The following is a 26090-nucleotide window of genomic DNA, read 5'->3' as shown; positions in this document are numbered from 1 at the left end:
CCATGGATTGCGCTTCCCTGAACCCGATGCCCGAGGCCGCCGCCTTCCGCCGTCCGCCGTCGCAGGTGATGCGCCTGGCGCGGATGGGCAGCGCGCATCCGACACGCCTGTCGTTCCTCCGCAACCTTCTGCGCCGGGTGCGCCGCGACGGCTGGACCTTCGACCGGCCGGTCTGGGAGATCGACGAGACCGGCGTCGGACGCGCCGTCTATCGCGCGGCGGGGCCCGATCGCACCTATTCGCTGGTGGCCTTCGCTCATGACCTGCCCGACGAGATGCGCTCGGACCGGGTGATCGCCACGGCCTGGGACGCGACCTTCACGCTCTTCGACGGCGACCCCACCGCCGCCGATCTCGACCGGCTGCAGGCCAATGTGCCCTTGCAGGAAGCGGGCCGCGTCAGCCCGCGCGAGCTGTCGCTCAGCCGCGCCAACCGCTCGGTGCGGCTCTTCGCCCATGTCATCGACCGGCTGGCCCAGGGCCGGCAGCCCGATCCCGCCGAGGTCGACGCGGTCGGATACCTGATGCGGACCACCGCCGTCTACGGCTCGGGCAAGTTCGGGGCGGCCGACCGCGCGGACATCGCGGAAAGGCCGGAACTCAGCGCGCCGTTCCAGGCCGAAATGCTCTCGGTCTGGCTGACCCGGCAATTCACCGTGGACATCGCCGAACACCTGGCGGCCACGCGCGGCGGTGCGACAGCCGTGCGGCTCGATCCCGCCATCCGGCAGGGGCTGGGGGTCGGCAATTCCACCGGGCTCGGCATGGCGCCGTTCCTCGTCCGCCACCCGGTCCTGCTGAACAACTGGATGATGGCCCGCGAAGAGGCGCTGGCCCGTGTCCGGGCGCAACAGGCGGCGGAGCCCGACGCCGTGGCGGGGTTCCGCACGGCCCTCGTGGAGGCGCGGGAGAATGCCGCGCTCTGGCAGTCCACCTATCCGATCCAGATCGCCAAACTCGACGCGCTGCGCCGCGACCTGTCCCGCCTTGCCGAGCATGTCGCCGATTGGCCCGCGCCGGAGCTCGGCCATCCCTGGGACGCGCTTTGGCGCTGGGGCGAGGCGGCGCTGTCGCTGGAAGGGCAGGAGGCGCTGCTGGCGCTGCTGCTCGAGCCGCATGGCGCGCTTGTCGACGGGCTCGCCGATTGCATGACGGCGGATGAAGAGACCGCGTTCCGTCTCGATGGCGCGATGAGTGTCGGGACGCTGTCTGCCAGCCTCGCGATTCATTATGACTGGGCGCTGGCCACGGATTTCGACCGGCCGGAAAACGCCGCGCGCTTCTGGTATGTCTCCGAGGAAAAGCTGGAGCCGCGGCTGGGAAACCGCTTCGAGGAAGAGGGCGCGGCGCTGGAGCAGCCCCTGTGCATCGCGCGTCTGGCGCGGGATCTGCATGCGGCGCTGGCCGAGTGGCCGGAGGAGACGCCGCTGGCCGCCTTCCTGCTCGCCCATCCCGAGCATCGCTTCATGGCGCGGCGCGCGCAGATCGTCCGCCGGCATCCCTATGCCGAGGTGCAGGACAACCTGATCGCCGAAACCATGCTGCCCATCGACCTGATGCGCTGCAAGTTGGCCTTCTTCGGTGCCAGCCGCTTCGATCCCCGCTCCGACAAATGGGTGCGCATCAGCCTCTTTCAGGGGTTGCCCTATCCCTCCGACATGACCCCGGGAGGCTGGACATGACCGTGGCCCATCAGACCGATATCGAACCCAACGACCCGACGCGGTCCGGCCCGCCGGTGCAAGCGGGCACGGGCGCGCGCCTGTCGCAGAACGAGATCGCGCAGCTTTGCCTCAAGGCCGCCCGCGGCGCCGGCATGAGCTGGGGCCTCGCCGAGAAGGCGGGCTTTGCCGCGGCCTGGATGGCCGGGCGCGGGCTGGACGGGCCCGGCGCGCTTCTGGCGCAGCTCCGCGATGCGATGGGCCGCCCCTGGCACGAGATTTGCCCCGTCGTCGCGCCGGGGGCCTTTCGGGCGGAAGGCGGCGGCGGTCTCTGCCCCATCGCGCTTGGCGCGGCGCTTTGCGACCATGCCCGGCTGCCCGAAACCGCCATGGACGAAACCGCGCTGCGCGTGGGCCCGGTCGATCACCCGGTGCTGTTGCTGGCCTTCCTGTCGGATTTCGCCCGGACGCGCGGCGCTGCCGTGCGGCTGGTCTGGCCCCGCGGCACGGTGCTCCTGACCGCCGACGGCGCGATCTGCGGCGATGCGGAGGCCCTTGCGCGCGAGACCCGGCTGGACGCGGAGCTCTCCGTCGCGGCCGCAGCCCCCGAGGAGACGCCGCTGACCTGCGCGCCGCTTTACGTGCCGGCGGAGACCCTGAGCGGTCTCGACGCCTTCGCGCTGCGCACCACGGTACCGGCCTCCGAAGCCTCGCGCGCCGGTGCCGGTGCCGCCGCCGGCGACAATGATTGAAGAAAGGAAAGACCTCCGATGACCCTTGAGAGACTGAACCCCGGACCACGCATGAGCCAGGCCGTTCGCATCGGCGACATCGCCTTCCTCGCAGGCCAGGTGCCCTCGGACCTGACCGGCGACATCACCGCGCAGACCCGGGAGGTGCTCGACAAGGTCGATGCGGTGATGGCCGAGCTCGGCGGCGGCAAGGCCGATATCGCGTCGGTACAGGTCTGGCTCAGCGACATGGCCGATTTCCCGGGCATGAACGCGGTCTGGGACGCATGGGTCGACCCTGCCAACCCGCCGGCCCGTGCGACCTGCGGCGTCGCGCTGGCCCGCCCGGGCATGCGGGTGGAGATGATCGTCGTCGCGCGCGCGCCGGTCTGAGGCAGCCAAGATCGAAATACGGTGGCGGTGGATGGCGTGCACGGCACGGCGCGGAGGGCGTTATGCCGGGCGTCGAAGTCCTGCAGGAGCCGGGACCGCACCGAAGCGGAGCGGTTTTCGCCATCCGCCCGCAGCGCAACCCGAGGCCCTTGCGATACCAGCCGATCCCGATCTCAGTCGGGGTCGATCACATGAAACTTCACGACGAAGACGCCGTTCGGCATGACGGGCGCCAGCGACGCCGGAAGCTCTTCGGTGGCGAGGGTGATGACGCCCGCATCCCCGTCCTTCGCATCCGCCGCGAGCGCGAAATCGAACACGAAAATCGACTCCGTCCCGTCGATCCGGTTGGGCGAGTAGACCATCGTGCGTCCGCGCGGCTCCACAAGGACGCTTTGATCTTCCACGAAGGTCCAGACCGCCGGGTTTCCCGGAAGCTGGACCTGCAGCGGCCAGTCCAGGCGGATCTTCTGGATACGGCTCTCGGCATCCGGGCGACCGTCCACATTGTGCTGCTGGGTGAAGATGTAGGGCCGCTTCACCGCATCGTCCGGCCATGGCAAGGTCTCCGACCCCGCCGAGCCGGGGCTGCCGAGCGCCAATACGGCAAGGCCCGCCAGCGACACCGCGTTGAAGACGACACGGAAGGCGGAAAGGCTCATATCTCGCACTGATCGACCTCCTCGGACAGATTGTAAGGATCGCTGCCCGGCGGACAAATCCGCAGGTTCGCCATCATGCCGTTGTCCTCATGCGGGAGGATATGACAGTGATAGACGGTCTTGCCGGTGACATCGGGCCGGAAGAACATGCGCACCGTGATCTGCCCCTTCGAGGGCAGGGGGATCACGTCCCACCAGGTGTCGTCGTCCACTGGCTGGCCGTTGATCGCCACGACCTGGAACGGATTGACGTGGATGTGGAACGGGTGCTGGAAGACGTCCTCGTTCACCAGCGTCCAGTCTTCGACGGTTCCCGCCACGACATGCTGGTCGATGCGGTCCGCATTGAACACCTTCCCGTCGAGGTAGAATTGCACGGCGGGCAGGGTGGTGTCGTCATGACCCGCATGTTCCGTGGCCCCGATAAATTCGCCCTTCGGCACGCCCCCCGAGATTTCGCCCTTGAAGGTGATCGTGCGCGCGCGGGCCACCGGTTGATCGGGCATTCGCGGCGGGGTCACGAGCCGGGTCGGAAGCGCGTCGTCGCGCGCCTCTCCCGCGACCTCGAGCGTGCCGATGATCCAGCCGGGGCGCGCGCCGCCGGGATGGCCTTGCTCGTATTCCACCGCCCGAATGGCGTAGGTTCCGGCCCTGCCGCCCTTGATCAGGAACTCGGCGCGGTTCCCCGGGGCCATCAGAATGCGGTCGACCGGCCGAGGTTCTGCGAACGGCACGCCGTCCTGGCCGATCTGGAAAAGCGTGTGCCCCTCCACCTCCAGCCAGTAGAAGCGGTGCGGCGCGGCGGCCAGTATGCGCCAGCGCTGGACCTCGCCGGGCTGCAGCTCGACCACGGGCTGCAACTGGCCATTCATCGTCAGGAGGATATCGGTCGGCATCGCCGGGATCGAGGTGAAGGGCGAGAACCCGGCATTGGGTGCGATCCCCGCCCGGGGCACCTCTCCGGCCGGGTTCACCAGAAGGGCGTTCAGCACAATCACGCGTTCGCGGGCGGCCGCGATTTCCGGAACGGCGTCGATATCGCCCTCGACGACGATGGCGCCCGAGAGGCCCTGCCAGGCTTGCCGCGACGTGCTGCCGTGCTTGTGCGGGTGATACCAGTAAAGACCCGCCGGTTGCGGACGTCCGGTCTCCGGGCCGGGGACCTGGTAGGAATAGGGCTGCGGCGGATCGCCGGGCTTGAGCTCCTGGTAGACGTTGTCGCCCCCGGGTTCGGGCGAGACCTGCAGCCCGTGGGTGTGCACGTTGGTATATTCCAGCTGGCTCAGATCATCGATCTGCTTTTGGGTGGCGCCGTCCGGGATGCCGGTCGGGACCATCCGGTTGATCAGGTCCCATTCGAACTTGTCACCGGGTTTGATCCGCAGCGTCGGCCCCGGCAGCGACCCGGCATCCATGTGCTGGAACCGGTAGGCCGGAAGGTGGAGCATCCTGCCTCCCACCTGGAACCGGCCCATCTCGATGATGAGTTCCGTCTTCAGGTAGCCGTTTTCGGAGCGCAGCTCCGGAAGGTCCCGAAGCAGCTGCCCGGCTTGGGCGAGGGCTTGCGAGACGCCGAGGGCCTGCAGCGCGGGCGCCAGCCCGACCGCAGCGCCGGCTTGCCGAAGAAAGTCCCGTCTGCGCATCGGTATCCCCATGAGAGTGCGGCCATCCTGGCGGGAAGGATACCGCATCGCCCAATCCGTTCAATTAGCGATTGAGTGCGCCTGCGACCGGGCAGACGGATTGCTCAATGAGGTGGCCGCAAACCCTGTCGGTTCACACCACTTTGGACAGGGATGACGTCGACGCGCTTCCATGGATCAGTCCCGGGTGAACTCCATCCGGTAGATCACTTCCTCGCCTGTGGTGGGGTCGATGCCGGGAGCCCCGCTGATGACCAGGCGGTTGTTTTCCAGCGTGAATGGACGTTCGAGAGCACCCTGCCAGTTCGGGTTCCACGAACCATCAACCTCGTGGATCACTCGATTACCCTCGATGCGGTAGGAGGCGACATAGGCGAGCATTTCGTCGAATAGCTCCGCTTTCTCTTCCACACTCCATGCTTGGCCTTTCGGCGGAAACCGATCACGGCGGAAGACAGATGCCATCATCCGTCCGCAGCGATGATACGCGATGTAGCCAACGGGAGAGGCTCCCAAAGCATCAGTGGTTTCGCCTGTCTCCACCGATGTGCGCGTCCATGCGTCCATGCGCCAAGAACCGATCAACGCTTCGACATCCGCCATCTAAGTCCCCTCCCTGTCCATGCCGATCCAGATGATGAACGTGCTCTGCTTGTTTGCCCAGAGCGTTGGTCGACCGCTCAATCGGAGTTGGGCACCTCTGGACGCTTGGGTGAAGAGTTCGTTCTTGTTGGCCAACACGAAATGTGGACACCCTCTTGATCAATCGGTTGGCCGCGATGTCCCGAGACCGTCTTGCAGCGTCACTCGGCCCGGGGCGGACCACTTGGCCCGGCCGAATTGCAGTCCGATGGTCGTGAAGCCTCGGCAGGGAATAAGACCCGGCACGCCACGCGCGATGAAGGACCGCATCACGCTGATAGCATACGAAAACGCCCCCCATCCGGTTTCGGACAGGGGGCGCAAGGGATGGCTTATGGCGCGTGGTTCAAGTCAGCGCGGTTCGCTCCGCAGGCCCCTCACGATGGCCCAGCACAGGAACAGCAGGATCACCGTGAAGAACACGCCCGTCGCGTTCACCATCGCCTGCAGCGCCGTCAGGCCACCCCCGACGAGGAGCGTGATGGCCACCAGGCCTTCCGTCGTCGCCCAGAAGATGCGCTGACCCGTCGGGGCCTCGGTCTTGCCGCCCGCGGTGATCGTGTCGATCACGAGGCTGCCCGAGTCGGACGAGGTGACGAAGAACACGAGCACCAGGATGATCGCCAATGTCGAGGTGATGGACGTCAGCGGCATGTCCCCGAACATCGCGAACATCGCGATGGAGTCGTTATAGCTCGCGATCACGTTCTGATAGACGCCGGACTCGGTGCCCATCGCCACCGCCTGGCTGATCGCCGTGCCGCCGAAGGTCGCCATCCAGAGGACCGAGACCAGCGACGGGACGAGGATCACGCAGGTGATGAACTCGCGCACTGTGCGGCCCCGGCTCACCCGGGCGATGAACATGCCCACGAAGGGCGACCAGGAGATCCACCAGGCCCAGTAGAACGAGGTCCAGCCCTCGCGGAAGCTGTCGTCGTCGCGGTTGAACGGGTTCGACAGGCCCCAGACATCGGTGGCGTAAGCGCCCATGCCGGTGAAGACATCCGAGATGATCTGGAGTGTCGGACCGGCGAAGAACACGAAGACCAGCAACAGTGCGGCGAGCGCCATGTTGACGTTCGACAGCAGCTTCACGCCGCCATCGATGCCCCGCACGACCGAGACGAGCGCGACGGCGGTCACGCCGAGGATGATGATGACCTGCGTATTGATCGTGTCCGGCACGCCATAGACGAAGGACATGCCCGCCGCCGCTTGCTGCGCGCCGAGCCCGAGCGAGGTCGCAAGGCCGAAGAGCGTCGCGAAGACGGCGATGATGTCGATGACATGGCCGGGCCAGCCCCAGACGCGGTCCCCCATCAGCGGATAGAAGGCCGAGCGGATCGAGAGCGGCAGACCCTTGTTATAGGTGAACAGCGCAAGGCTCAGCGCGACGACCGCGTAGATGGCCCAGGGGTGCAATGCCCAGTGGAAGATCGTGGCCGCCAGACCGCCGGAGCGGGCCGCATCCACCTGTGCCGCGTTGAGCGTGCCGTCCTCGCTGAACGGCCCCTGAAGGCCCAGCGGGTTCGACGCCTGCATGTGATAGACGGGCTCGAGCACGCCGAAGAACATCAGGCCGATTCCCATGCCAGCCCCGAACAGCATCGAGAACCACGACAGGTAGCCGAAATCCGGCGTCGCATCCGTCCCGCCGAGGCGCACCTTGCCCAGAGGGCTGACGATCAGCGCGAGGCAGAAGATCACGAAGATATTCGCCGCGATGAGGAAGAACCAGTCGAACGTGGTCGTCACGAATGTAAAGAGCCAGTTGAAGGCCGCCGAAGCCTGTTCCTGGAAGATCAGCGTCAGAAAAATAAAGCCCAGTATGGTCAGCGAACTGATCATGAAGACCGGGTTGTGGATGTCGAAGGTCAGCGGCCCAAACCGCCTTTCGACATTGTCCTGACCGACCTGGTAGTCGGTTTCGATGGTATTCACGTCCCCAGAAGGCGCTGGGATATCAAGATCGGCGGATGATGCATCCGTCATACCGTAGAACCCTCCTGTTAATTTTCGTTCGTCCTTCTTTGCCGGTCCCCATGGGTATTGCCACGCGAAACGGCCGCTTTTTCCCGGGAGCAGTCCTTTTGCGTCGTTCGACGCAGAACCGCCCGGGCGCGCGGAATCCGCGCGTCAAGGATTGGAAAACCGGTCAGGATTCAATTTGTTCCCCGATAAAGCGGAAAAAGTTGCCATGGCAGATGGGGTGAAAGTCGGTCGATGAAAGCGCTACGCAGGGCAGTCCCACGAATAGCGCCCGCAATCAGTTCACCCTGACCTCAAACCTATTGGAGCATGAATGCCGCTTTCGGACGCCATTGCCCGAAACCAACCGAAACGCGGAATTGCCTTGAACAAGCGCCATTCGGCTTCGGCGAAATGGGCAGGCATTCAGCGCTTTCCGGAGAGGTGCCGCCTATTCTTGGTCAGCCCCTGCGCGGGGACCAGATCGTCTGCGGTCGCGCGGCCATGACGCGGGGCGCGCCGCGGCAGGTCACTTCGCCCAATTCTCCGACCCTTGTGCCTACGCATGTGCCGCATGAGGCCCGAATGCGTGGCCTCGTGACGCGGCTCCGCATGTCAGAACGAACATATGGCCACCGGGCGGCCAGCGCCGGAAAACACCGTCGAGATGGCTCAAACCCAGTCCGGCACCGGGCAAAAGCGCATCTCTCCGCTCAAAACGTCCCAACCGAAACCCGATGCCACCGAAACGCGCACCGACCCGTCAGAGGCGGCGATAGACCAGCAGGCGGTTATCGGAGGGCATCACGCGGCACGGCTCTCCGGCAAATCCCTGTGCCGCCGCCGCGGCATCCACCGCCTCGCGGTCCCGCAATCCCCATTGTGCATTTCGCAGGCGCAGATCGGCGTCGAAGGCGGCATTGCCGGGCCCGGTGAAGGCGCCGTCCTCGTTGAAGGGCCCGTAGATCAGCAGTTGCCCGCCGGTCTTGAGCCGCGCCCGCGCACCTTCGAGCAGGCCCAATGTCGTATCCCAGGGGGAAATATGCGTCATGTTCGCCACGAAGATCGCATCCACCTCGGGGCCCGGCCAGGGCGGACGCGCGGCGTCGATCAGAACGGGGGGCGGGACGCGGGCCGCGAGCTCTGGCAGAAGCGCGCGCCAGGCCTCGATGGCGGCAAGGCCGTCCTCCGTCGCCTCGCTGGTCATCCATGTCACATGGGGCAGGGCCCGCGCCATCCAGAGCCCATGCTCTCCCGACCCCGAAGCGATCTCCAGAACCGTCTGGGGCCGGTCCGGCAAGACGTCCGCGAGCGCGTGCCGGATCGGTTCGCGGTTGCGCGCCGTCGCGGGCGCGTGCCTGAGACCGGGATAGGCCGAGGCCGTGGCGGCAGGGTCGGCCAGCGGGTCCGCCGGTGCGGAATCGGTCATCGTGCATGCTCCTTCATCGCGCGGGTCTCAGGTCCTCGATGGCTCTGTCCTCGGCATGGATAAAGCTCAGCCCGAAAAGGTGCGGCCCGGTCGCCTCACACGCCCCCTTGCCGATAACGATTCCATGGCATGTCGCCGGTTGCGGCATCGCCCCGCAAGGGCCGTTCGCGCCACCTGCGACCGGACCAGACCGCCAGGCCTGCGCCACACCTCCCGCTCAGACCAGTTCGCCTTCGACCACCCACATGGTTTCGGGAAAGCCCCAGGGCAGAGTCAGGCCGTGGCGCATCAGGTAGCCGCCGCTGACGGTCATGCTCGCGGATTTCAGAAGCGGATCGCCGCGCGAGAGGGCAGGCGCGTCATCGCGGTTCTTCAACGTGACGCGGTACATGGCGTCCCGGCTCAGACGGGTGAGACACAGGGGCCGGGGGGCGATCTGCCGCGAGGTGTCCTGCTTGCCCGCGAAGACGACGAAGCGCCCGCCGCCTTGCGCCAGATGCTGCTCGGCGAGCACTGCCGGGTCCGGGCTGTCGAGGCGCAGGATATCGGCCTTGACCATCCAGTCGCGGTTGTCCTTCCACCATCGGGTGACCTCCTTCAGGATGCGCGCCTCATCCGCCGTCAATTCGCGCGGATCCATCTCGAAGCCCATATGCCGCTGCGCCGCGACCCAGGCGCGGAAGCGGATATCGATGGTGCGACCCGAGGTGTGACAGACGCGCGGGCCCACATGGGACCCGGTGACCGCCATCGGCAGGAAGATCGCGGCATTGTGCTGCATCCGGAGCCGTTCGATGGCGTCGTTGCTGTCGGACAGCCAGACCCGGTGGGTCCGTTTCAGGATGCCGAAATCGATCCGCGCGCCGCCCGAGGCGCAGCTTTCGATCTCGGTCGCGGGGAAGGCCGCGCGCAGCCGGTCGATCAATTCGTAGGAACCGCGGGTCTGGGCCGCGTCGGGCACGGGCAGCACGCGGTTGTGGTCCCACTTGACGTAGTCGATCTCGTATTCGCCGAGGATCCGGCCCACCCGGTCGAACAGGAAATCCCGCACCTCCGGCAGCGCCATGTTGAGCGCCTTCTGCTGGCGGCCGAGGATCTGGTCCTCGCTGCCGAAGGCCCATTCGGGGTGCTTGCGGTGAATGCCGCTGTCGGGGTTGATCATTTCCGGCTCGAACCAGAGGCCGAAACTCATGCCCAGCCCGTGCACGTGGTCGATCAGCGGCCCCAGCCCGTCGGGATATTTGCGCGGATCGACCTCCCAGTCCGACAGCGCCCGGGTGTCGTCGTCGCGGTTGCCGAACCAGCCGTCATCGAGCACGAAGCGCTCTGCGCCAAGTTCGGCGGCGATCCCAGCGATTTCCTTGAGTTCCGGCAGGTTGTGATCGAAATAGACCGCTTCCCAACAATTGTAGTGCACCGGGCGCGGCCTGCCGGGGAAGGGAAAATTGACGACCTCGTCGCGCAGATGACGCTGGAAGGCCACGGCGCAGCCATTGATCCCGTCATCGGAATAGACGGCGTAGAGAATGCCGGTCTCGAAGCGTTGCCTCGCGTTGTTCTCGACCCGCGCGGCATGGCCGAACTGAATTTGACGCCGGCCGTCGGGCAATTCCTCGGCGATCATGCGGTGACCGCCCGACCATCCGTAGTGGAAGGCGAAGACGTCGCCCGCCGCGTTGGTCGCGCCCCGGCACGGCAGCAGCAGGCCCGGGAAATGCTCGTGCCCGGTGCGCCCGGTGCGGTTCTCGCGATACCGCATGCCGGGCGACCAGGGGATGCGGTTCATCTGGAACTCGCCGCACCAGCGCCCCGAGAAGTCGATCATCTCGTCCGCCAGTTGCGGCCCGGGAAAGACCGGCGCGGCGAGCCAGTGCAGATGGACGGGGCTGTCGCAGTCCAGCGTGGCCCTGGCTTCGATCACGTGGGTGACGGGGTTGATCGTGAAGGCGGCGGTGTAGCTCAGCCCGTGCGCCGTATCGCGAAACGTTAATGCCAGCGCGGTGCCGTCCCGATCGGCGGCATCGAAGCGAAAGTCGGGCAGGAGCGGCTTGCCCGATCCGTCTCGCAGGATCAGCCCGGGCTGGCCCGGGAAGGTGCGCGTGGCTTCGGGGCAGACCGACAAAGCGGGGTTGGCATCGAGCATGCCGCCGGTGACGTCGATCTCATGCGCACGGTAGATCGTCTCGAGGTCTTCGCCGTCGGGCAGCCGTGGGCCCCAATAGACCACCTCGGCGAGGTGGCTGTTTCGGGAGCCGAGGACAAGCGACTGCCGGCTGTCATCGAGACGCCAGCATCGGATCATTTGACGGCCCCGAGGGTCAGACCGGCAATGAAGTGCTTCTGCATCAGGAAGAACATCGCCACCGGCGGCAGGGCGGCCACGATGGAGCCTGCGCTCATCAGGTGGTAGGCGGCGCGGAACTGGCTGTTGAACTCGGTGATGCCCGCCGTGACGGGTTGTGCGCCCGGTCCCTGGGTCAGCACCACGGCCCAGAAGTAATCGTTCCAGATGAAGGTGAAGATCAGCACAGCCAGGGCGGCCAGCGCGGGCTTCATCAAGGGCAACACCACGTACCAGAAGATCCTCCACTCCGCGACGCCCTCGACTCGTGCCGCTTCGATTAGCGGGAAGGGCAGGGCGCGGATGAAATTGCGCATGAAAAGCGTGCAGAACCCGGTCTGGAAGGCGATGTGAAACAGAATCAGCCCGGTCTTGGTGTCATAGAGGTTGAGGTCGATGGTCAGATCGCGCACCGGCACCATCAGGATCTGGAACGGTACGAAGTTGCCCGCGATGAACATGAAGAAGATGAACAGGTTCCCCTTGAACCGGTAGACCCCCAGCGCAAAGCCCGCCATCGCCGACAGGGCCACCGCGCCGATCACGGTGGGCACGGTGATGAACAGCGAATTGAGCAGATAGCGCGGCATGTTCGATTCGAAGAACACCCGGCCGTAATTCGAGAACATCTCGAAGGAGGACGGCATGCCCCAGTAATTGCCGTTCACGAAATCCGCCTCGGGCTTGATCGAGAAATTCGCGACCGCGATCAGCGGCAGAAGCCAGAGGATAAGAGCCAGCGGCAGGAACGCCTGGTAGCTGAGCTGCGCGGAGCGGGGACGCTTTTCGATCGGAGTCGGGAACATCTCAGCGCCCTCCTCTTTCGTCCTGGTACATCGACCAGAGGAAGTAGATGATGAAGGCCAGCATGATGAAGAACAGGATCACCGCGATGGCCGCGCCATAGCCCATGCGGAAGCCGAATTCCGACAGCGATTCCTCGAACATGTAGAAGCTCAGTACGCGGGTCGATCCGAAGGGGCCGCCATTGGTCATGACCGAGATGAGGTCGAAGGACCTGAGCGCGCCGATGATCGTCACGACGAAGGCGATGAAGGTCGCGGGCTTGAGCTGCGGCAAGATCACGTACCACAGCATCCGCCAGCCCTTGGCGCCGTCGAGGCGCGCGGCCTCGACCTGCTCGGGATCGACGGCGTTCAGGCCGGTCAGGTAGAGGATCATGCAATAGGCCGTCTGCGGCCACAGACCCGCCGCGATGATGCCGTAGGTGGCCAGCGACGGATCGCCGAGGATGTTCACCGGCCCGAAGCCGAAAAGGCCGATCAAGGCGTTCAGAAGCCCTTCGCGCGGCAGGTAGAACCACGAAAAGACAAGGCCCACGACCACCTGGCTGATGACGAAGGGAAAGAAGAACAGCGACTTGTAAACGCGGATGCCGCGTACCGTCTGATTGAGGAAGAGCGCGATGAACAACCCGGCGGGGATCGCCAACAGGTAGAGGATCAGCCACTTGATGTTGTTCCAGAACGAGGTCTCGAACTTGCGATCCATGTTCTGCTCGCCGATGCCCAGAAGGCGCTCGTAATTGGCGGTGCCGACCCATGTCGCCTCGCCCAGACCGTCCCATTCGTGCAGGCTGATCCAGAAGCTCTGGCCGATCGGGATGATGACGTAGACCGCGAAGAACAGGATCGCGGGTGCCAGGAACAGAAACGGCGTGACCGCGATCTGATTGCGTTTGTACCAGCCGCGCGGCGCGGGCGGATGGGTGTCTGGGACGGTGGCGTAGGTCATCGGCTCTCCCTCTTGGCAGATGCAACCCTCGTGACAGCCGCCGGACAGGGCAGGGTGGGGCGGCTGTCAGAAGGGCGGGCCCGGGGGCGGTCGCCGCCGCCCCCGGGCCTTGCTCAGATCACTCGTAGATGCGCGCGCGGGCGTCTTCGAGCCGCGCGAGGATGTCGTCGAGGTTGTCCGGGAAGACCATGAATTCCTGCAGGCCTTCCATGCCGACGCTGGCCATCTCGGCCGGGAAGTCGCGATCGAAGAACTGCATGATCCCGCCGGAGGCGTTGTTCGACAGCATGTCGAAACCTTCCTGCAGGAACTTGTCGTCACCGATCTCGGCATTGGCGTTCACGGGCAGCTGGCCCAGAGCGTCGCCGCCATTGATCTTGGTCTGGTTGTCGACCGACACGACGAAGCGCAGGAATTCCTTGGCCGCGTCCATGTTCTGCGCGCCCGACGCGATGTGGAACGTGTCCGTCGGCGCGTCCTCGGCATAATCGACATCCGCGATCTTCGGGAACTGGTAGAAGTCCAGCTGATCGTCCGTGAGGCCGCCGTCGCGGAAGGCCGCGACCGCGAAGTTGCCCATGAGGTAGGCGGCGGCCTCGCCGTTGATCATGAAGGGCAGCGCCTCCTGCCAGGAATAGGTCTGGTGGTCGTCGATGAAGGCGCCCATGTCGATCAGCTCGCGCCAATTGGCGAAGGTCTGGCGGACACGGTCGTCCGTCCAGGGGACCTCGCCCCGGGCCAGCGCCATGTGGAAGTCGTATCCGTGGGTGCGGCTGTTGAGGTAGTCGAACCAGCCGCCGGCGGTCCACAGGAACTTGGTGCCGATGGTGTAGCACTTGCGGCCCGAAGCGAGGATCGCCTCGCAATTGGCCTTCTCTTCGTCCCAGGTGGTGGGCTCGCTCAGGCCGAGCTCGTCGAAGATGTCCTTCCGGTAGTAAACGCCCCACTGGTAATAGGTGTAGGGCACGCCCCACTGGGCCCCGTCGATGGTCATCGCGCCCTTGGTGGAGGCCAGCGCCTCGAATTCGGGCTCCGCCCAGAGGTCGGAGACATCGGCGAAAAGACCGGCATTGACGTAAGGCAGCATCCGGTTGGCGGCGTACCAGTTCACCACGTCCGGCGGGTTCGCGCCGAGCGCGTTGCGGATCTGGGTCTTCCAGGCCTCGCGGTCGACGATCGTCAGCTCGATGTCGAGATCGGGGTGCATCTCCTGGAAGTCGGCGACCATGCCCTCCATGACCGCGCGCGGCGCCGGGTTCGACATGTCCGAGATGATCTTGAGATCTCCCGACAGCGCCGCCCCGTGCGAGCCGGCGAATGCCGCTCCGGCAAGCAGGCTGGAGACGCCGAGCGCCACCCAGGCAGGTTTTTTCTGAAGTGTCATGGTTTCCTCCCAGTCAGATTGCGAATTGGTCCGCATATTGAATTTGACATCTCAATATTTGAGACGTATGCCAGACGGCGAAACGAGTCAATCTCATCGATGACGCAAATTTCGGATGGCAAAATCACGATGAAGGCCGGGAATTTGGCTGACAAGAAGAATTCGCAGCGCGAAAACGACGGCTCCGGCACCGTCGGCAAGGCGCTTGGCGTTCTCGACGTGATCGCCCGTCTCGGCCGGCCGGTGCGCGCCTCCGAGATACAGGCGGCCAGCGACCTGCCGAAGGGGACGCTCTACCGCTTCCTGCAGACCCTGACAGACCAGAACATGCTCAGCTACGACCCCGACCGGCGGGTCTACTTCCTCGGTGTGCGGCTGGTGCGGCTGGCGCAGGTGGCGTGGCGCAACTTCCAGATCGCGCCGGTGGCGCGGCCGCATCTCGATGCGCTGGCCCGGAAGATCGAACTGGCCACCTACCTGTCCAAGCTCGACGGCGGGCAATGCGTCTCGCTCGAACGCGGCACGCCGGATGTCATCGCCGGGGTCTTTCACGATGTCGACCGGGTCTATCCCGCCTATTGCACCGCCGTCGGCAAGGCGATGCTCGCCAGCCTGCCGGACGATGCGCGCGAGAACGCGCTGACGATGCAGAGCTTTCATCCCCTGACCGACGCCACGATCACCGATCCGGACCGGCTGCGGGCCGAACTGGCGAAAATCCGCGAACGCGGCTACGCCATCGAGGACGGGGAGCATGTGCGCGGGATCATCGGGGTGGCGGTGCCCATCCTGTCGCCGGGCGGTGCGCTGCTCGGCGGCATCGGCGTTCATGCGGGCGACCGGCGGACCGACCTCGACACACTCAAGAGCCATATCCCGGATATGCAGAACACCGCCGCGATCATTGCCCGCGACGCGGCGGAATGGCGATTTCCGGATCGGAATGCAAACTGGGATGCAAGGGGGGACAGCTCGTGTCCGGAGTAACGCTCAACAAGGTCGTCAAACGCTACGGCAACGTGCAGGTGATCCACGGGGTCGACCTGAAGATCGAGGATGGCGAATTCTGCGTCTTCGTCGGCCCGTCGGGCTGCGGCAAGTCCACGCTGATGCGCATGGTCGCCGGGCTGGAAGAGACCACGGAGGGCCGCATCGAGATCGGCGATCGCGACGTGACCCGCATGGACCCGGCGGAACGCGGGGTGGCGATGGTGTTCCAGACCTACGCGCTCTACCCGCACATGACGGTCGAGGAGAACATGGGGTTCGGCCTGAAGATGACCGGCCATCCGAAGGCCGAGATCAAGTCCAAGGTGGCCGAGGCGAGCCGTATCCTGAAGCTCGATCCGTTCCTCGCGCGCAAACCCGCGGCATTGTCGGGCGGCCAGCGCCAGCGCGTCGCCATCGGGCGCGCCATCGTGCGCGGCCCGGAGGTGTTCCTCTTCGACGAGCCGCTCTCCAATCTCGATGCCGAGCTGCGCGTCGAAATGCGGGTCGAGATCGCGCGGCTGCACAACGATATCGGCGCGACGATGATCTACGTCACCCATGACCAGGTCGAGGCGATGACGCTGGCCGACAAGATCGTGGTTCTGCGGCTGGGCCGGATCGAACAGGTCGGCGCGCCGCTCGATCTCTACCGCGATCCGGACAACAAGTTCGTCGCGGGCTTCATCGGCTCGCCGGCGATGAACTTCCTCGACGCCGTGGTCACGGCCGATGGCAAGGTGGAGGTGCCCGCGCTCAAGACCTCGGTGGCGGTGCCGGTCACGCTGCCGGCGGCGGGCACCAAGGTGATCCTCGGCATCCGGCCGGAACATGTGGACGTGACCGAGGGCGACGCGTTGTCGATCGAGTTGACCGAAGCGCTGGGCGGCGTTTCCTACGATTACATCCAGGCCGATACCGGCGAGCGGCTGATCGTCGAGGAACGCGGCGATCACCGGGCGGCCCCCGGCACGCGGGTCTCGCTCAGTTTCGATCCCGGTCGCGCCTACCTCTTCGACGCGGACACCGAAGCCCGCATTCGCTGACGATATCCCGCGCCCGCACCGGGGGCGGATGCAAAGCCAGGGAGGCAGTCCTTTGAAAGCCAGGATTTTGGTCTGTGGCGGCGCCGGTTACATCGGCTCCCACATGGTGCGTCAGCTTTTGGCGAACGATTACGACGTGGTGGTCTACGACAACCTCTCGCAGGGCAATGCCGAAGCCGTCGGCGACGTGCCGTTGATCCGGGGCGACCTGCTCGACCGGGAGGCGCTGGCGGCGCTCTTTGCCGGGCACGAATTCGACGCGGTCTACCATTTCGCCGCGCTGATCGCGGTGGGGGAATCGGTCACGGCGCCCGACCTCTACTACCGCAACAACGTGACCGGCACGCTCAACCTGCTCGATGCCATGCGCGTGGCCGGCGTGGACCGGTTCGTCTTTTCCTCGACCGCCGCGATCTTCGGCAATCCGCAGACCGAGCTGATCTCCGAGGATCATCCCAAGGCGCCGCTCAATCCCTATGGCCGGTCCAAGCTGATGATCGAGCAGGTGCTCGAGGATTACGGGCACGCCTTCGGCATCCGCTCCGTCTGTTTTCGGTACTTCAACGCCGCAGGCGCACACCCGTCGGGCGACATCGGCGAGGCGCACGACCCCGAAACCCACCTTGTGCCCAACGTGCTTCTCGCAGCGCTGGGCGAACGCGACGGGCTCGAGATCTTCGGGGACGATTACGACACCCGCGACGGCACATGCATCCGCGACTACATCCATATCGACGACATCGCCTCGGCGCATCTGAAGGCGTTGGGCTACATGGACGCCCATCCCGGCGCGCATGTCTTCAACCTCGGCAACGGCAACGGCTTTTCCAACAAGGAGGTGCTGGACGCCGCCGCCCGGGTGATTGGCAAGAATCGCGAGATCCCCTACCGGATCGGTCCGCGCCGCGCGGGCGACGCGGCGGTTCTTGTGGCCGACAGCAGCCATGCGCGGGAGGCGCTGGGCTGGGCACCGGCTACCCCGGATATCGAGGACATCATCGAGACCGCCTGGAACTGGCATCGCGCCCCAAAATACGGCCCGTTCGCGAAATAGCCTGCAGAGAGGATGCAATGGCAGAGCCCGATTTCACCGAAGATCCGCACCGCCGCTACAATCCGCTGAAGGACGAGTGGGTGCTGGTCTCTCCGCACCGCAACAAGCGGCCGTGGCAGGGGCAGACCGAAGAGACGGCCTCGGACGAAAAGCCCGCGCATGACCCCGACTGCTTCCTGTGCTCCGGCAACACGCGGGTCAACGGCGTCGTCAACCCGACTTACGAAGGCCCCTTCGTCTTTCCCAACGATTTCCCCGCGCTGCTGAGCGACACCACCAAGGGCAAGACCGGTGACGACCCGCTGTTCCGGGCCGAGACGGCGCGCGGCACGGCGCGGGTGATCTGCTTTTCCGAACGCCACGACCTCACGCTGCCGGAATTGCCGCGCGAGAGCATCCGCCGGGTGATCGACCTCTGGGCCGAACAGTTGGAGGAGCTCGGCAAAAACCACGACTGGGTCGCGATCTTCGAGAACAAGGGCGCCGTGATGGGCTGTTCCAACCCGCATCCCCACGGCCAGATCTGGGCCAGCGATTTCATCCCCAACGAGGTGGCGCGCGAAGATCATTGCCAGCGCGCTTACCTGCAAGAAAACAACGCCAACCTGCTGGTCACCTATGCGGCGCGCGAAAGCGCCGATGGCGCGAGGACGGTGGTCGAGAACGATCACTGGATCGCCGTCGTGCCCTATTGGGCGATCTGGCCCTTCGAGACGATGGTGCTGCCCAAGCGTCACGTCCTGCGGCTGACCGATCTGACCGGCGCGGAGCGGGACGCGCTGGGCGATCTGCTCAAGCGCCTCTGCACCCGCTACGACAATCTCTTCAAGACGGAATTTCCCTACACGATGGGCTGGCACGGCGCGCCGATGAACGCGGGCGATCACGGCCACTGGCAATTGCACGCGCATTTCTACCCGCCGCTTCTGCGCTCGGCGACGGTGCGCAAGTTCATGGTGGGCTACGAGATGCTGTCGGAGGCGCAGCGCGACCTGACCGCCGAAACCGCGGCGGAGCGGCTGCGCGCGCAATCGGAAGTGCATTACAAGATGGGGCCGGAAGAATGAGCGACGACCCGGCGGGCGACCTGCTGAGCCAAGTGAGCGCGGCCTATGTGGCGCATTTCGGCATGCCTGCCGACGCCACGGCCTTCGCGCCGGGCCGCGTCAATCTTCTGGGCGAACATACCGACTATAACGGGGGCTTCGTCCTGCCCATGCCGCTCCGCCTCGGCACGGCGATGGCGGCGGGACGGGGCGGCCCGTCGGGCAGCTTGCGCGTGGCGAGCGCCAATTTCGACAGCGAGGCGCTGCGCGACCTGAGCGAGCGCGCAAACGACACCTGGTCGGATTACGTGCTCGGCAGTTTCCGCAACGCGCCGGGTCTCGGGGCAGGCGACGGCCTGACCGCGATGGTGGCCAGCAACCTGCCGATGGGGGCGGGGCTGTCGAGTTCCGCCGCGATCGAGGTCTGCACCCTGCGCATCGCCGACATCCTGTTCGGCACCGACACCGACCCGGTGGAGATGGCCCGGCTGGCGCGCAGGGTCGAAAACGAATTCGTCGGCATGCCCTGCGGCATCATGGACCAGTTCGCCGTGTCGGTGGGCGCGGTCGGCGAGGCGCTGTTTCTCGACACCCGGACCTTGCGGCACGAACCGGTGCCGCTGCCCCACGGGCACAGCTTCCTCGTCGTGCATTCCGGCGCGACGCACAAGCTCACCGATGGCGGCTACGCGACCCGCGTCGCCGAATGCCAGGCGGCCTGCGCGGCGCTGGGGGTCGCGGTGCTGAGCGATCTGTCGCTGAACGACCTGGACCGGATCGCGGCGCTGCCCGATCCGCTCGACCGTCGCGCCCGGCACATCGTGACCGAGAATGACCGCGTGCAGCGGGGTGCGGCAGCGCTGCAGGCCGGCGACGCCGCGGCATTTGCCGATCTGATGGTTTCCAGCCACCGCTCGCAAAGCGCCGACTACGCCGTCTCCTTGACCGAGATCGACCAATTGGTCGAGGGTGCGCTGACGGGCGGCGCGATCGGCGCGCGGCTGACCGGCGGCGGTTTCGGCGGCTCCATCGTGGCCCTCATCGCCGATGACAAGGTGACCGAGGTGGCCGACGTTCTGACCGCGGAATTCCCCAGGGCGCGGGTCCTGGCCGCGACCTGAGGCGGGACGAGACATGCAGGACCGGGAGCACACCACATGAAGCGCACCCTCGGCACATGCTACTACCCCGAGCACTGGCCGCGTGCCATCTGGGAGGACGACGCGCGCCGCATGGCCGGGGCCGGCCTCACCTGGGTCCGGATCGGGGAGTTCGCGTGGTCGCGGCTCGAACCCGAGCCCGGCCGCTACGCTTTCGACTGGCTCGACGAGGCCATCGCGGTCCTGGGGGCGGCGGGGCTGCGCGTGGTGCTGGGCACGCCCACCGCCACGCCGCCGCGCTGGATGATCGACCGGCATCCCGACATGCTGGCGGTGGATTCCGACGGGCGGCCGCGCAAGTTCGGCTCGCGCCGGCACTATTGCTTCAGCCATGAAGGCTACAAGGCCGAATGCGCCAAGATCGTCACGCAGCTGGCCGCGCGATACGGACAGAACCCGCATGTCGCCGCCTGGCAGACCGACAACGAATATGGCTGCCACGATACCACGATCTCCTACAGCGATGCCGCGCGGCGCGCGTTTCGCGGCTGGCTCCGGGCGCGCTATCCCGGGCCCTCCAATGACGGCGATATCCGCGCGTTGAACGACGCCTGGGGCAATGTCTTCTGGTCGATGGAATACGGGGATTTCGACGATATCGACTTGCCCAACCTGACCGTGACCGAACCGAACCCGAGCCATGTTCTCGATTTCCGGCGCTTCGCGTCGGATCAGGTCGTCGCGTTCAACCGCCTGCAGACCGAGATCATCCGCGCCCATTCCAGCACGCCCATCGCGCATAATTACATGGGGCGGGTCACCGACTTCGATCATTACAAGGTGGGTGCCGACCTCGATATCGCGTCCTGGGACAGCTATCCGCTGGGCTTTCTCGAAGACCGGGTGCCCGCGACTGTCGCGCAGCAGCGTCTCTATGCCCGCCAGGGCGATCCGGATTTCCAGGCCTTCCATCACGACCTCTACCGCGCCGTTGGGCGCGGCCGCCTCTGGGTGATGGAGCAGCAGCCCGGACCGGTGAACTGGGCGCCCTACAATCCCGCGCCCCTGCCGGGCATGGTGCGGCTCTGGTCCTGGGAGGCCTTCGCCCACGGGGCGGAGGCCGTGTGCTACTTCCGCTGGCGGCAGGCGCCCATGGCGCAGGAGCAGATGCATGCCGGGTTGTTGCGCCCCGACAGCGTTGAGGCGCAGGGCCTGGTGGAGGCGCGGCAGGTCGCGGCGGAACTGGCCGAGGCACCGGAGGTGAGCCATACGCGCGCGCCCGTTGCGCTGATCTTCGACTATGACGCCGAATGGGCCTGGGCGATCCAGCCGCATGGCGCGGGGCTCAGCTATTTCGAGCTGGTCTTCGACACCTACCGCGCACTGCGCCGGGCGGGGCATTCGGTGGATATCCTGCCGCCGGATTCCGACGCGCTGAGCGAGTACAAACTGATCGCCGCGCCCGGGCTGATGCATATGCCGGAGGCGCTGAAAACCGCGCTGGCGGCCAGCGGCGCGGTGCTGCTGCTCGGCCCGCGCAGCGCCGCGCGCGATGGCAGCATGCGCATCCCGGTGCCCTTGCCGCCGGCCTTGCCGGGGCTCGATGCCACCGTCTCCCACGTGGAAAGCCTGCGCCCCGACACGCCCGTCGCGCTGGAAAGCGGCGGCACGATCCGCAGCTACCGCGAGATCCTGGAAACCGACGCCGAGGTGCTGGAGACCACGACAGAGGGCGAGGCGGTCGTGGTCGCCCAAGGCCACCTGATCTACGTCGCAGGCTGGCTCGATCCCGACGCGATGCGGCGGCTCATCCATGTGGCGTCCGACCGCGCGGGTCTTGCATGTCTCGACCTGCACGAAAGCGTGCGTTGCCGCGACGCAGGCGCTCATCGGTTCTGGTTCAATTATGGAACAGAGGCTCATGACGTCGAGGGCAGGACCCTGCCGCCGCTTTCTGTGACGCGGGAAGCGCGGGACTAGGTACCGATGGCCCGCGGCTTTGGCACAGATCGGGAATGGTCGCCACGGTGACGGGCAAATGTCCAAACCCTCCCGCCAAAGAGAACGTGCATATCCTTCGGTATCTAAGCGCTCCCCAACAAGTCGCGCGCGATGCGCTCGAAGATCGCGCTGCCGATGGGGATCAGGTCATCGGGAAAGTCGTAATCCGGGTTGTGGAGTGCGGCATGGTCCTCGCCAGGCCCCAGACAGAGCATGGCTGCCTTGGCGTTCCTGCCGAACACTCCGAAGTCTTCGGAGGCGCGCATCGGGACCCCTACATCGCCAAAGGGAACACCGAGTGCCTCCATGGCGGTTTTCGCCACGTCGTAGGCGTCGGGATCGTTGACGGAAGCGGCGAAGTTGTCGCGGACGTCGAATGCCACGCCGAGCCCGGCATCCTGCGCCACCGAAATCGCAAGCTGCCGGGCCGAGGCCTCCAGTCCCTGCATTTGCGCATCGCTCGCGGTCCGGAGCGTCGCGTAGATCTCGGCCTCGCCGGGCGACACGCCGAAGGTGGGCTCGCCAATTCTCGCATGGGTGATCGTGACCAACCGGAAGTCGTCATCCAGCGGTCCGTCCTGCCCAAGCGCCTCCAAGGCGGGGATCAACTCGGCAACAGCCCGCGCCGGAGAGAGGCCATCGCCAGGATCTGCGGCATGGGCGGTCTTGCCGGAGAGGCCGATCCTCAACCCCATCGAGGCGCAGTTGATCAGCCCGGGGCGGGTCGCGACATATCCAAACGGACGGCCCGGCTCGACGTGAATGGCGAATGCCCAATCCGGCTGAATGCCCTGAAACGCAGGATCGGAAACCACCGCCCGGGCGCCGCTTCCGTCTTCCTCGGCGGGTTGGAACATGAGAACGACACGGCCGCGCGCGACCGGCTGACGAGATATCAAGCGCCCCAGGGCCAGCAACATCGTCATGTGGCCGTCATGGCCACAGACATGGCTCTTCCCGGGGTTCAGAGAACACCAGGAGATGTCATTGCGCTCCTCGATCGGCAATGCGTCGAGTTCAGCACGAAAGAGGACCGTCGGGCCGTCCATGCCGCTCTCGAAGACAGCCGCCACACCATGGCCGCCCAAACCCGTCACTATGCGGGATGGAGACAAGCCTTGCAGCGCGTCAGCGATTCTTCTGGCTGTTTCCACCTCTTCCCCGGATAATTCCGGATGGCGGTGAAGCTCGCGACGGAAGTCGACGAGTTCCGTCAGGTCCAGGTTTGTAAGCATGGTGTATCCTGCCTTCTCCGTCATTCCAGTCATTGATGTGACTGGTGAGCGTCAGCCTTCTTCAGCGCAACCAATGATCCGCTGGAAATGGCTTTTGGAAGGGACTTTATGGAAAAAGCTTTCGGAAAACCGTGAATCCCGTCGCACCGTTCTCGGGATGATTGTCCCGAGAAAAGCGCCGATGGACGGTCTGAAGGGCGACCATGCAGCATGCGGGCTAGCGCATCACTGCTAGCTATGGACTGCGCTTGCCGCTTAGCGCGGAGGTTCTTCCCGGAGGTCGGTCGTTCAACGTGGCAGTGTCGGTATTGCCGAGCCCATGCGCTCGGCCTCTGTGAGTTTGATCGCTTGGCGGACCCCCGGCTGCATTGCAGCTTCCCGACATTCGCAGCTCTATCAGCAATCATGCCGCGTTTTCGAGACGCGTTCCTGCCTTCGCAGCAACTCGCTCAGTGCCGTGCGCGTCGATCTGCGGCCCGCCGAGAGCTACGACCAACCCGCCCATTCCGGAGGCAAGACCAGCATCGCGCGGAAGTCGTTGACGTTGGTCAGGGTTGGTCCCGTCACGATCTGGCCGTCGATGGCCGCGAAAAACCCGTGGGCATCGTTGTTGTCGAGCGCCATTTGGGGATCGACAACAACGATGCCCGGGCCACGGCCAGGGAGTCGGGACCGGCATAGGCGCCCGCGACCTCGGCAGCGCCGTCGACGCCGTCGGTGTCGCAGGCCAACACGTCGATGTCCGGCGCGCCATTGAGCGCCAGCGCCGCCGCCAGCACGAACTTGGCGTTCGGCCCACCGACGCCGTCGCCGCGTCGGGTGACGGTGCATTCGCCGCCCGACAAAAGCAGGATCGGCGTTCCTCGGTCGCGGGCCTCCGCGCGCAGCGCCATCGCCATCTGCGCCTGCTCTGCGGCCACCGCGCGCGCCTCACCCTCGATCGCGTCACCGAGGATGCGCACATCGATCCCGTGGCGCCGGGCCTCATCCACCGCCGCGCCGAGCGATTGCGAGGGCGCCGCGACGATCCGGGTCTCCGCCCGGGCGAGCCTAGGATCCTCTGGTGCCACAAAGCCTGACCCCGCGCCGAGCACCCGGCAAACCGCCTCGGGCAAGTCGACGTCATGGCGCGCGAGGATCTCGAGCGCGTCCCGAGGTGTGGAGCGGTCGCCCATTGTGGGGCCCGAGGCGATTTCGGCCGGATCGTCGCCGGGCACGTCAGAAATCAGCAGCGAGACCAGCCGCGCGGGATAACACGCAGCGGCAAGCTGCCCGCCTTTCACGCGGCTCAGGTGCTTGCGAACCACGTTCATGGCACCGATCGGTGCGCCCGATGCCAGAAGTGCCGCGTTGACCGCGCGCTTGTCCTCAAGCGACAGGCCGTCCGCCGGCGCACACAGAAGCGCCGAGCCGCCACCCAAGATCAGCGCGAGCACCGTGTCGTCCGCCTCAAGTCCCGCCACGAGATCGAGCATCCGCGCGGTGGCCGCAACCCCCGCCTGATCGGGCACCGGATGGGCGGCCTCGACGATCTCGATGCCGCGCGTGGGCCGACCATAGCCGTAGCGCGTGATTACAAGACCCTCGCAGGGACCGAGCGCGGACTCGACGGCCTCGGCCATACGCGCGCTCGCCTTGCCCGCGCCGATCACCACAAGGCGCCCGGCGGGCCGGTCGGGCAGATGCGCCGGCACCACCTGCATCGGGTCCGCGACGGCGACGGCGCGCCGGAAAAGGCGCGTCAGCAGATCGCGCGGATCGAAAGGCCGGTCGGACATGGCTCAGGCAAGCCAGGTCGCGTAGTCGCTGACCAGAAGGTGCACAGGGTCTTTGTCCTCCTCGATCGTCGCGAACCGGCCGATGGGTTCGCGAAAGATGTTGTCGGTCTCATCGTCGTTGACGGTAGAGACCTCGCCCACCAGCACATCGCCGCCTTCACCCCAGAACGCATGCCAATCGCCGGGCATCAGCATGTATTCGATCAACGCGCGGGCCTCGTCCTTGTCAGGTGCCGTCTCGGGGATCGCCATGCCTGCAAGCACCGGCATGAAGCCGCGTCCGGCGGGTCCGGCGGGCGCCGGGAAGGCCACGAAGTCGTCGGGCCGCTCGTTGAATGCCTGCGCCAGGCGCGAAGTGTGGTCGAAGACGATCCAGGCGTCGCCGGACAAGAGCTGCTCTTGCATGAAGGCGAAGTTGGTCGAGGCCGGGTTGGTGTGCTGCCAAAGCTCGCGGAACTTCTCCCATGCGGTCACGGCCTCTGCCGAAGCGAAGGTGCGCACCACGCCATTGGTGTAGGAGGGATAGAGATAGCCTTGGAAGAAACGGTGCTTCAGACCCTTCGGCCCGGCCGGGAAGCCGAATTTCGGGGTGCCTTCGGCCTCATGGACGTTGGCCGCCCAAGCGATCAGCTGGTCATAGGTCAGCGCATCGATATCGGCCCCGTCCGGCAGGTATGCGAGCGCCTCTTTGTTGGCGGCCATGATGTAGCTGGCCTGCATCCACGGCATGTATTGCAGGGAATCCGTGCCGAGCTTGGCCAGCGAGGCGAAGGTCTCGCTCGAGATCGAGGCGTCGATGCCGTCAAGGTCGACAAGCGTGTCGGGATCGATGGCCGAAAAGTTGCCGTGCAGCGCGCCCAGCACACCGATGGAACCGGTGCCGGCCTGATCCTCCGCTTGCAGGCGCGTAAGCCAGGGGCCGTCCTCGTTCGGCTGGTAGTCGACGCCGGGGCCGAAGCCGCTCAGCACCTGCTGGCGCATGGCCTGCGCCTCTTCCGCGGGGCGCGCCTGCGTCGACCAGAACAGCACCTCTGCCTGGGCGGCGGTGACGCTGCACAGAAGGGCGATGCCGGATGCTGCGAAAGCGAGTTTTGATTTCAAGTTCATGATCTCCTCCCAGAGATATTGGCCGGCGCGTTCCGGCGCCCGAAAAACGGTATCCGCGTTGCCGTGTTGAGCAGCCGCGATCTCCCGGCACTCGGGCAGGTGCGAAGCGACGCGCTCGAGTGAT

At 66.0% G+C, this 26090-nt stretch carries 20 protein-coding genes and 3 pseudogenes; 10 read left to right on the top strand and 13 right to left on the bottom strand.

Annotated features, from left to right (window positions below; all coding sequences use genetic code 11):
• Positions 1–2 precede the first annotated feature (2 nt).
• Genes BW990_RS11355 through BW990_RS11345 form a run of 3 tightly spaced genes read left to right on the top strand, consistent with a single transcriptional unit; the run spans position 3 to position 2785 of the window.
• Positions 3–1682, top strand: coding sequence for a hypothetical protein (locus BW990_RS11355; RefSeq protein WP_076448147.1), 1680 nt, complete (start codon positions 3–5; stop codon positions 1680–1682).
• Positions 1679–2413, top strand: a complete 735-nt coding sequence (locus BW990_RS11350) for a DUF3726 domain-containing protein (RefSeq protein WP_159441635.1) — start codon at positions 1679–1681, stop codon at positions 2411–2413. Before BW990_RS11355 ends, BW990_RS11350 begins: the two co-directional genes overlap by 4 nt.
• A gap of 18 nt (positions 2414–2431) precedes the next feature.
• Positions 2432–2785 (top strand): RidA family protein, encoded by a 354-nt coding sequence (locus BW990_RS11345; protein WP_076448146.1) that lies wholly within the window; start codon positions 2432–2434, stop codon positions 2783–2785.
• Between the two features lie 173 nt (positions 2786–2958).
• Here the strand turns inward: BW990_RS11345 and BW990_RS11340 are convergent, their stop codons facing one another.
• The 9 genes from BW990_RS11340 to BW990_RS11300 form a co-directional block, all read right to left on the bottom strand.
• Entirely contained in the window at positions 2959–3456 is a 498-nt protein-coding gene (locus BW990_RS11340) for a hypothetical protein (protein WP_159441634.1), read from the bottom strand.
• Positions 3444–5090 (bottom strand): multicopper oxidase family protein, encoded by a 1647-nt coding sequence (locus tag BW990_RS11335; RefSeq protein WP_076448144.1) that lies wholly within the window; start codon positions 5088–5090, stop codon positions 3444–3446. Before BW990_RS11335 ends, BW990_RS11340 begins: the two co-directional genes overlap by 13 nt.
• Before the next feature lie 177 nt (positions 5091–5267).
• Positions 5268–5693 carry a lipocalin-like domain-containing protein gene (locus tag BW990_RS11330; RefSeq protein ID WP_076448143.1) on the bottom strand — a complete coding sequence of 142 codons (426 nt, stop codon included), beginning with the start codon at positions 5691–5693 and terminating at the stop codon, positions 5268–5270.
• A 390-nt stretch (positions 5694–6083) separates the two neighbouring features.
• Positions 6084–7727, bottom strand: coding sequence for a BCCT family transporter (locus BW990_RS11325; protein WP_076448142.1), 1644 nt, complete (start codon positions 7725–7727; stop codon positions 6084–6086).
• Positions 7728–8466: 739 nt separating this feature from the next.
• Positions 8467–9132 carry a DUF938 domain-containing protein gene (locus tag BW990_RS11320; protein WP_076448141.1) on the bottom strand — a complete coding sequence of 222 codons (666 nt, stop codon included), beginning with the start codon at positions 9130–9132 and terminating at the stop codon, positions 8467–8469.
• 217 nt (positions 9133–9349) lie between these two features.
• Positions 9350–11434 carry an alpha-galactosidase gene (locus BW990_RS11315; protein WP_076448140.1) on the bottom strand — a complete coding sequence of 695 codons (2085 nt, stop codon included), beginning with the start codon at positions 11432–11434 and terminating at the stop codon, positions 9350–9352.
• Positions 11431–12279 (bottom strand): carbohydrate ABC transporter permease, encoded by an 849-nt coding sequence (locus BW990_RS11310; protein WP_076448139.1) that lies wholly within the window; start codon positions 12277–12279, stop codon positions 11431–11433. Before BW990_RS11310 ends, BW990_RS11315 begins: the two co-directional genes overlap by 4 nt.
• Position 12280: 1 nt before the next feature.
• Positions 12281–13228: a carbohydrate ABC transporter permease gene (locus BW990_RS11305; RefSeq protein WP_076448138.1), complete on the bottom strand. Its 948-nt coding sequence runs from the start codon at positions 13226–13228 to the stop codon at positions 12281–12283.
• A gap of 118 nt (positions 13229–13346) precedes the next feature.
• Positions 13347–14612, bottom strand: a complete 1266-nt coding sequence (locus BW990_RS11300; protein WP_076448137.1) for an ABC transporter substrate-binding protein — start codon at positions 14610–14612, stop codon at positions 13347–13349.
• A gap of 144 nt (positions 14613–14756) precedes the next feature.
• Here BW990_RS11300 and BW990_RS11295 point away from each other — a divergent pair, with 144 nt between their 5' ends.
• The 6 genes from BW990_RS11295 to BW990_RS11270 are packed head-to-tail and all read left to right on the top strand — an operon-like array spanning position 14757 to position 21825.
• Positions 14757–15599 carry an IclR family transcriptional regulator gene (locus BW990_RS11295; protein ID WP_234990227.1) on the top strand — a complete coding sequence of 281 codons (843 nt, stop codon included), beginning with the start codon at positions 14757–14759 and terminating at the stop codon, positions 15597–15599.
• Positions 15587–16645 (top strand): ABC transporter ATP-binding protein, encoded by a 1059-nt coding sequence (locus BW990_RS11290; RefSeq protein ID WP_076448136.1) that lies wholly within the window; start codon positions 15587–15589, stop codon positions 16643–16645. The genes BW990_RS11295 and BW990_RS11290 overlap by 13 nt, the downstream gene beginning before the upstream one ends.
• A 52-nt stretch (positions 16646–16697) precedes the next feature.
• On the top strand, positions 16698–17699 hold the full coding sequence (gene galE, locus BW990_RS11285; protein WP_268794333.1) for a UDP-glucose 4-epimerase GalE: 1002 nt from the start codon (positions 16698–16700) through the stop codon (positions 17697–17699).
• A gap of 17 nt (positions 17700–17716) precedes the next feature.
• Positions 17717–18766: a UDP-glucose--hexose-1-phosphate uridylyltransferase gene (locus BW990_RS11280; RefSeq protein WP_076448134.1), complete on the top strand. Its 1050-nt coding sequence runs from the start codon at positions 17717–17719 to the stop codon at positions 18764–18766.
• A complete protein-coding gene (gene galK, locus BW990_RS11275; RefSeq protein WP_076448133.1) occupies positions 18763–19866 on the top strand; it encodes a galactokinase in 1104 nt (367 codons plus the stop codon). The genes BW990_RS11280 and galK overlap by 4 nt, the downstream gene beginning before the upstream one ends.
• A 36-nt stretch (positions 19867–19902) precedes the next feature.
• Positions 19903–21825 carry a beta-galactosidase gene (locus BW990_RS11270; protein WP_076448132.1) on the top strand — a complete coding sequence of 641 codons (1923 nt, stop codon included), beginning with the start codon at positions 19903–19905 and terminating at the stop codon, positions 21823–21825.
• A gap of 104 nt (positions 21826–21929) precedes the next feature.
• On the opposite strand, the gene BW990_RS11265 is transcribed toward BW990_RS11270, so the two are convergent.
• A complete protein-coding gene (locus tag BW990_RS11265) occupies positions 21930–23081 on the bottom strand; it encodes an amidohydrolase (protein ID WP_076448168.1) in 1152 nt (383 codons plus the stop codon).
• On the opposite strand from BW990_RS11265, the gene BW990_RS21355 reads away from it, so the two are divergent.
• Positions 23080–23316 (top strand): hypothetical protein, encoded by a 237-nt coding sequence (locus tag BW990_RS21355; RefSeq protein WP_143526157.1) that lies wholly within the window; start codon positions 23080–23082, stop codon positions 23314–23316. The genes BW990_RS11265 and BW990_RS21355 overlap by 2 nt on opposite strands.
• 251 nt (positions 23317–23567) lie before the next feature.
• Here BW990_RS21355 and BW990_RS11260 read toward each other — a convergent pair.
• The 3 pseudogenes from BW990_RS11260 to BW990_RS22455 form a co-directional block, all read right to left on the bottom strand.
• A pseudogene (locus tag BW990_RS11260) lies at positions 23568–24859 on the bottom strand (glycerate kinase type-2 family protein).
• Positions 24860–24862: 3 nt separating this feature from the next.
• Positions 24863–25051: pseudogene (locus BW990_RS22115) on the bottom strand (D-lyxose/D-mannose family sugar isomerase); the annotation flags it as partial.
• Positions 25052–25060: 9 nt separating this feature from the next.
• Positions 25061–25840, bottom strand: a pseudogene (locus BW990_RS22455) (extracellular solute-binding protein); the annotation flags it as partial.
• Positions 25841–26090: the final 250 nt, after the last annotated feature.

Origin of the sequence: Roseivivax lentus (assembly GCF_900156805.1) — a bacterium.
GTDB lineage: Bacteria > Pseudomonadota > Alphaproteobacteria > Rhodobacterales > Rhodobacteraceae > Roseivivax > Roseivivax lentus.
This window is presented reverse-complemented; position numbering and strand designations above follow the sequence as displayed.

Coding starts and splice junctions, on each gene's coding strand:
- BW990_RS11355 (WP_076448147.1), top strand. CDS start 3: ATGGATTGCGCTTCCCTGAACCCGATGCCCGAGGCCGCCGCCTTCCGC.
- BW990_RS11350 (WP_159441635.1), top strand. CDS start 1,679: ATGACCGTGGCCCATCAGACCGATATCGAACCCAACGACCCGACGCGG.
- BW990_RS11345 (WP_076448146.1), top strand. CDS start 2,432: ATGACCCTTGAGAGACTGAACCCCGGACCACGCATGAGCCAGGCCGTT.
- BW990_RS11335 (WP_076448144.1), bottom strand. CDS start 5,090: ATGCGCAGACGGGACTTTCTTCGGCAAGCCGGCGCTGCGGTCGGGCTG.
- BW990_RS11330 (WP_076448143.1), bottom strand. CDS start 5,693: ATGGCGGATGTCGAAGCGTTGATCGGTTCTTGGCGCATGGACGCATGG.
- BW990_RS11325 (WP_076448142.1), bottom strand. CDS start 7,727: ATGACGGATGCATCATCCGCCGATCTTGATATCCCAGCGCCTTCTGGG.
- BW990_RS11320 (WP_076448141.1), bottom strand. CDS start 9,132: ATGACCGATTCCGCACCGGCGGACCCGCTGGCCGACCCTGCCGCCACG.
- BW990_RS11315 (WP_076448140.1), bottom strand. CDS start 11,434: ATGATCCGATGCTGGCGTCTCGATGACAGCCGGCAGTCGCTTGTCCTC.
- BW990_RS11310 (WP_076448139.1), bottom strand. CDS start 12,279: ATGTTCCCGACTCCGATCGAAAAGCGTCCCCGCTCCGCGCAGCTCAGC.
- BW990_RS11305 (WP_076448138.1), bottom strand. CDS start 13,228: ATGACCTACGCCACCGTCCCAGACACCCATCCGCCCGCGCCGCGCGGC.
- BW990_RS11300 (WP_076448137.1), bottom strand. CDS start 14,612: ATGACACTTCAGAAAAAACCTGCCTGGGTGGCGCTCGGCGTCTCCAGC.
- BW990_RS11280 (WP_076448134.1), top strand. CDS start 17,717: ATGGCAGAGCCCGATTTCACCGAAGATCCGCACCGCCGCTACAATCCG.
- galK (WP_076448133.1), top strand. CDS start 18,763: ATGAGCGACGACCCGGCGGGCGACCTGCTGAGCCAAGTGAGCGCGGCC.
- BW990_RS11270 (WP_076448132.1), top strand. CDS start 19,903: ATGAAGCGCACCCTCGGCACATGCTACTACCCCGAGCACTGGCCGCGT.
- BW990_RS21355 (WP_143526157.1), top strand. CDS start 23,080: ATGGTGTATCCTGCCTTCTCCGTCATTCCAGTCATTGATGTGACTGGT.
- BW990_RS11265 (WP_076448168.1), bottom strand. CDS start 23,081: ATGCTTACAAACCTGGACCTGACGGAACTCGTCGACTTCCGTCGCGAG.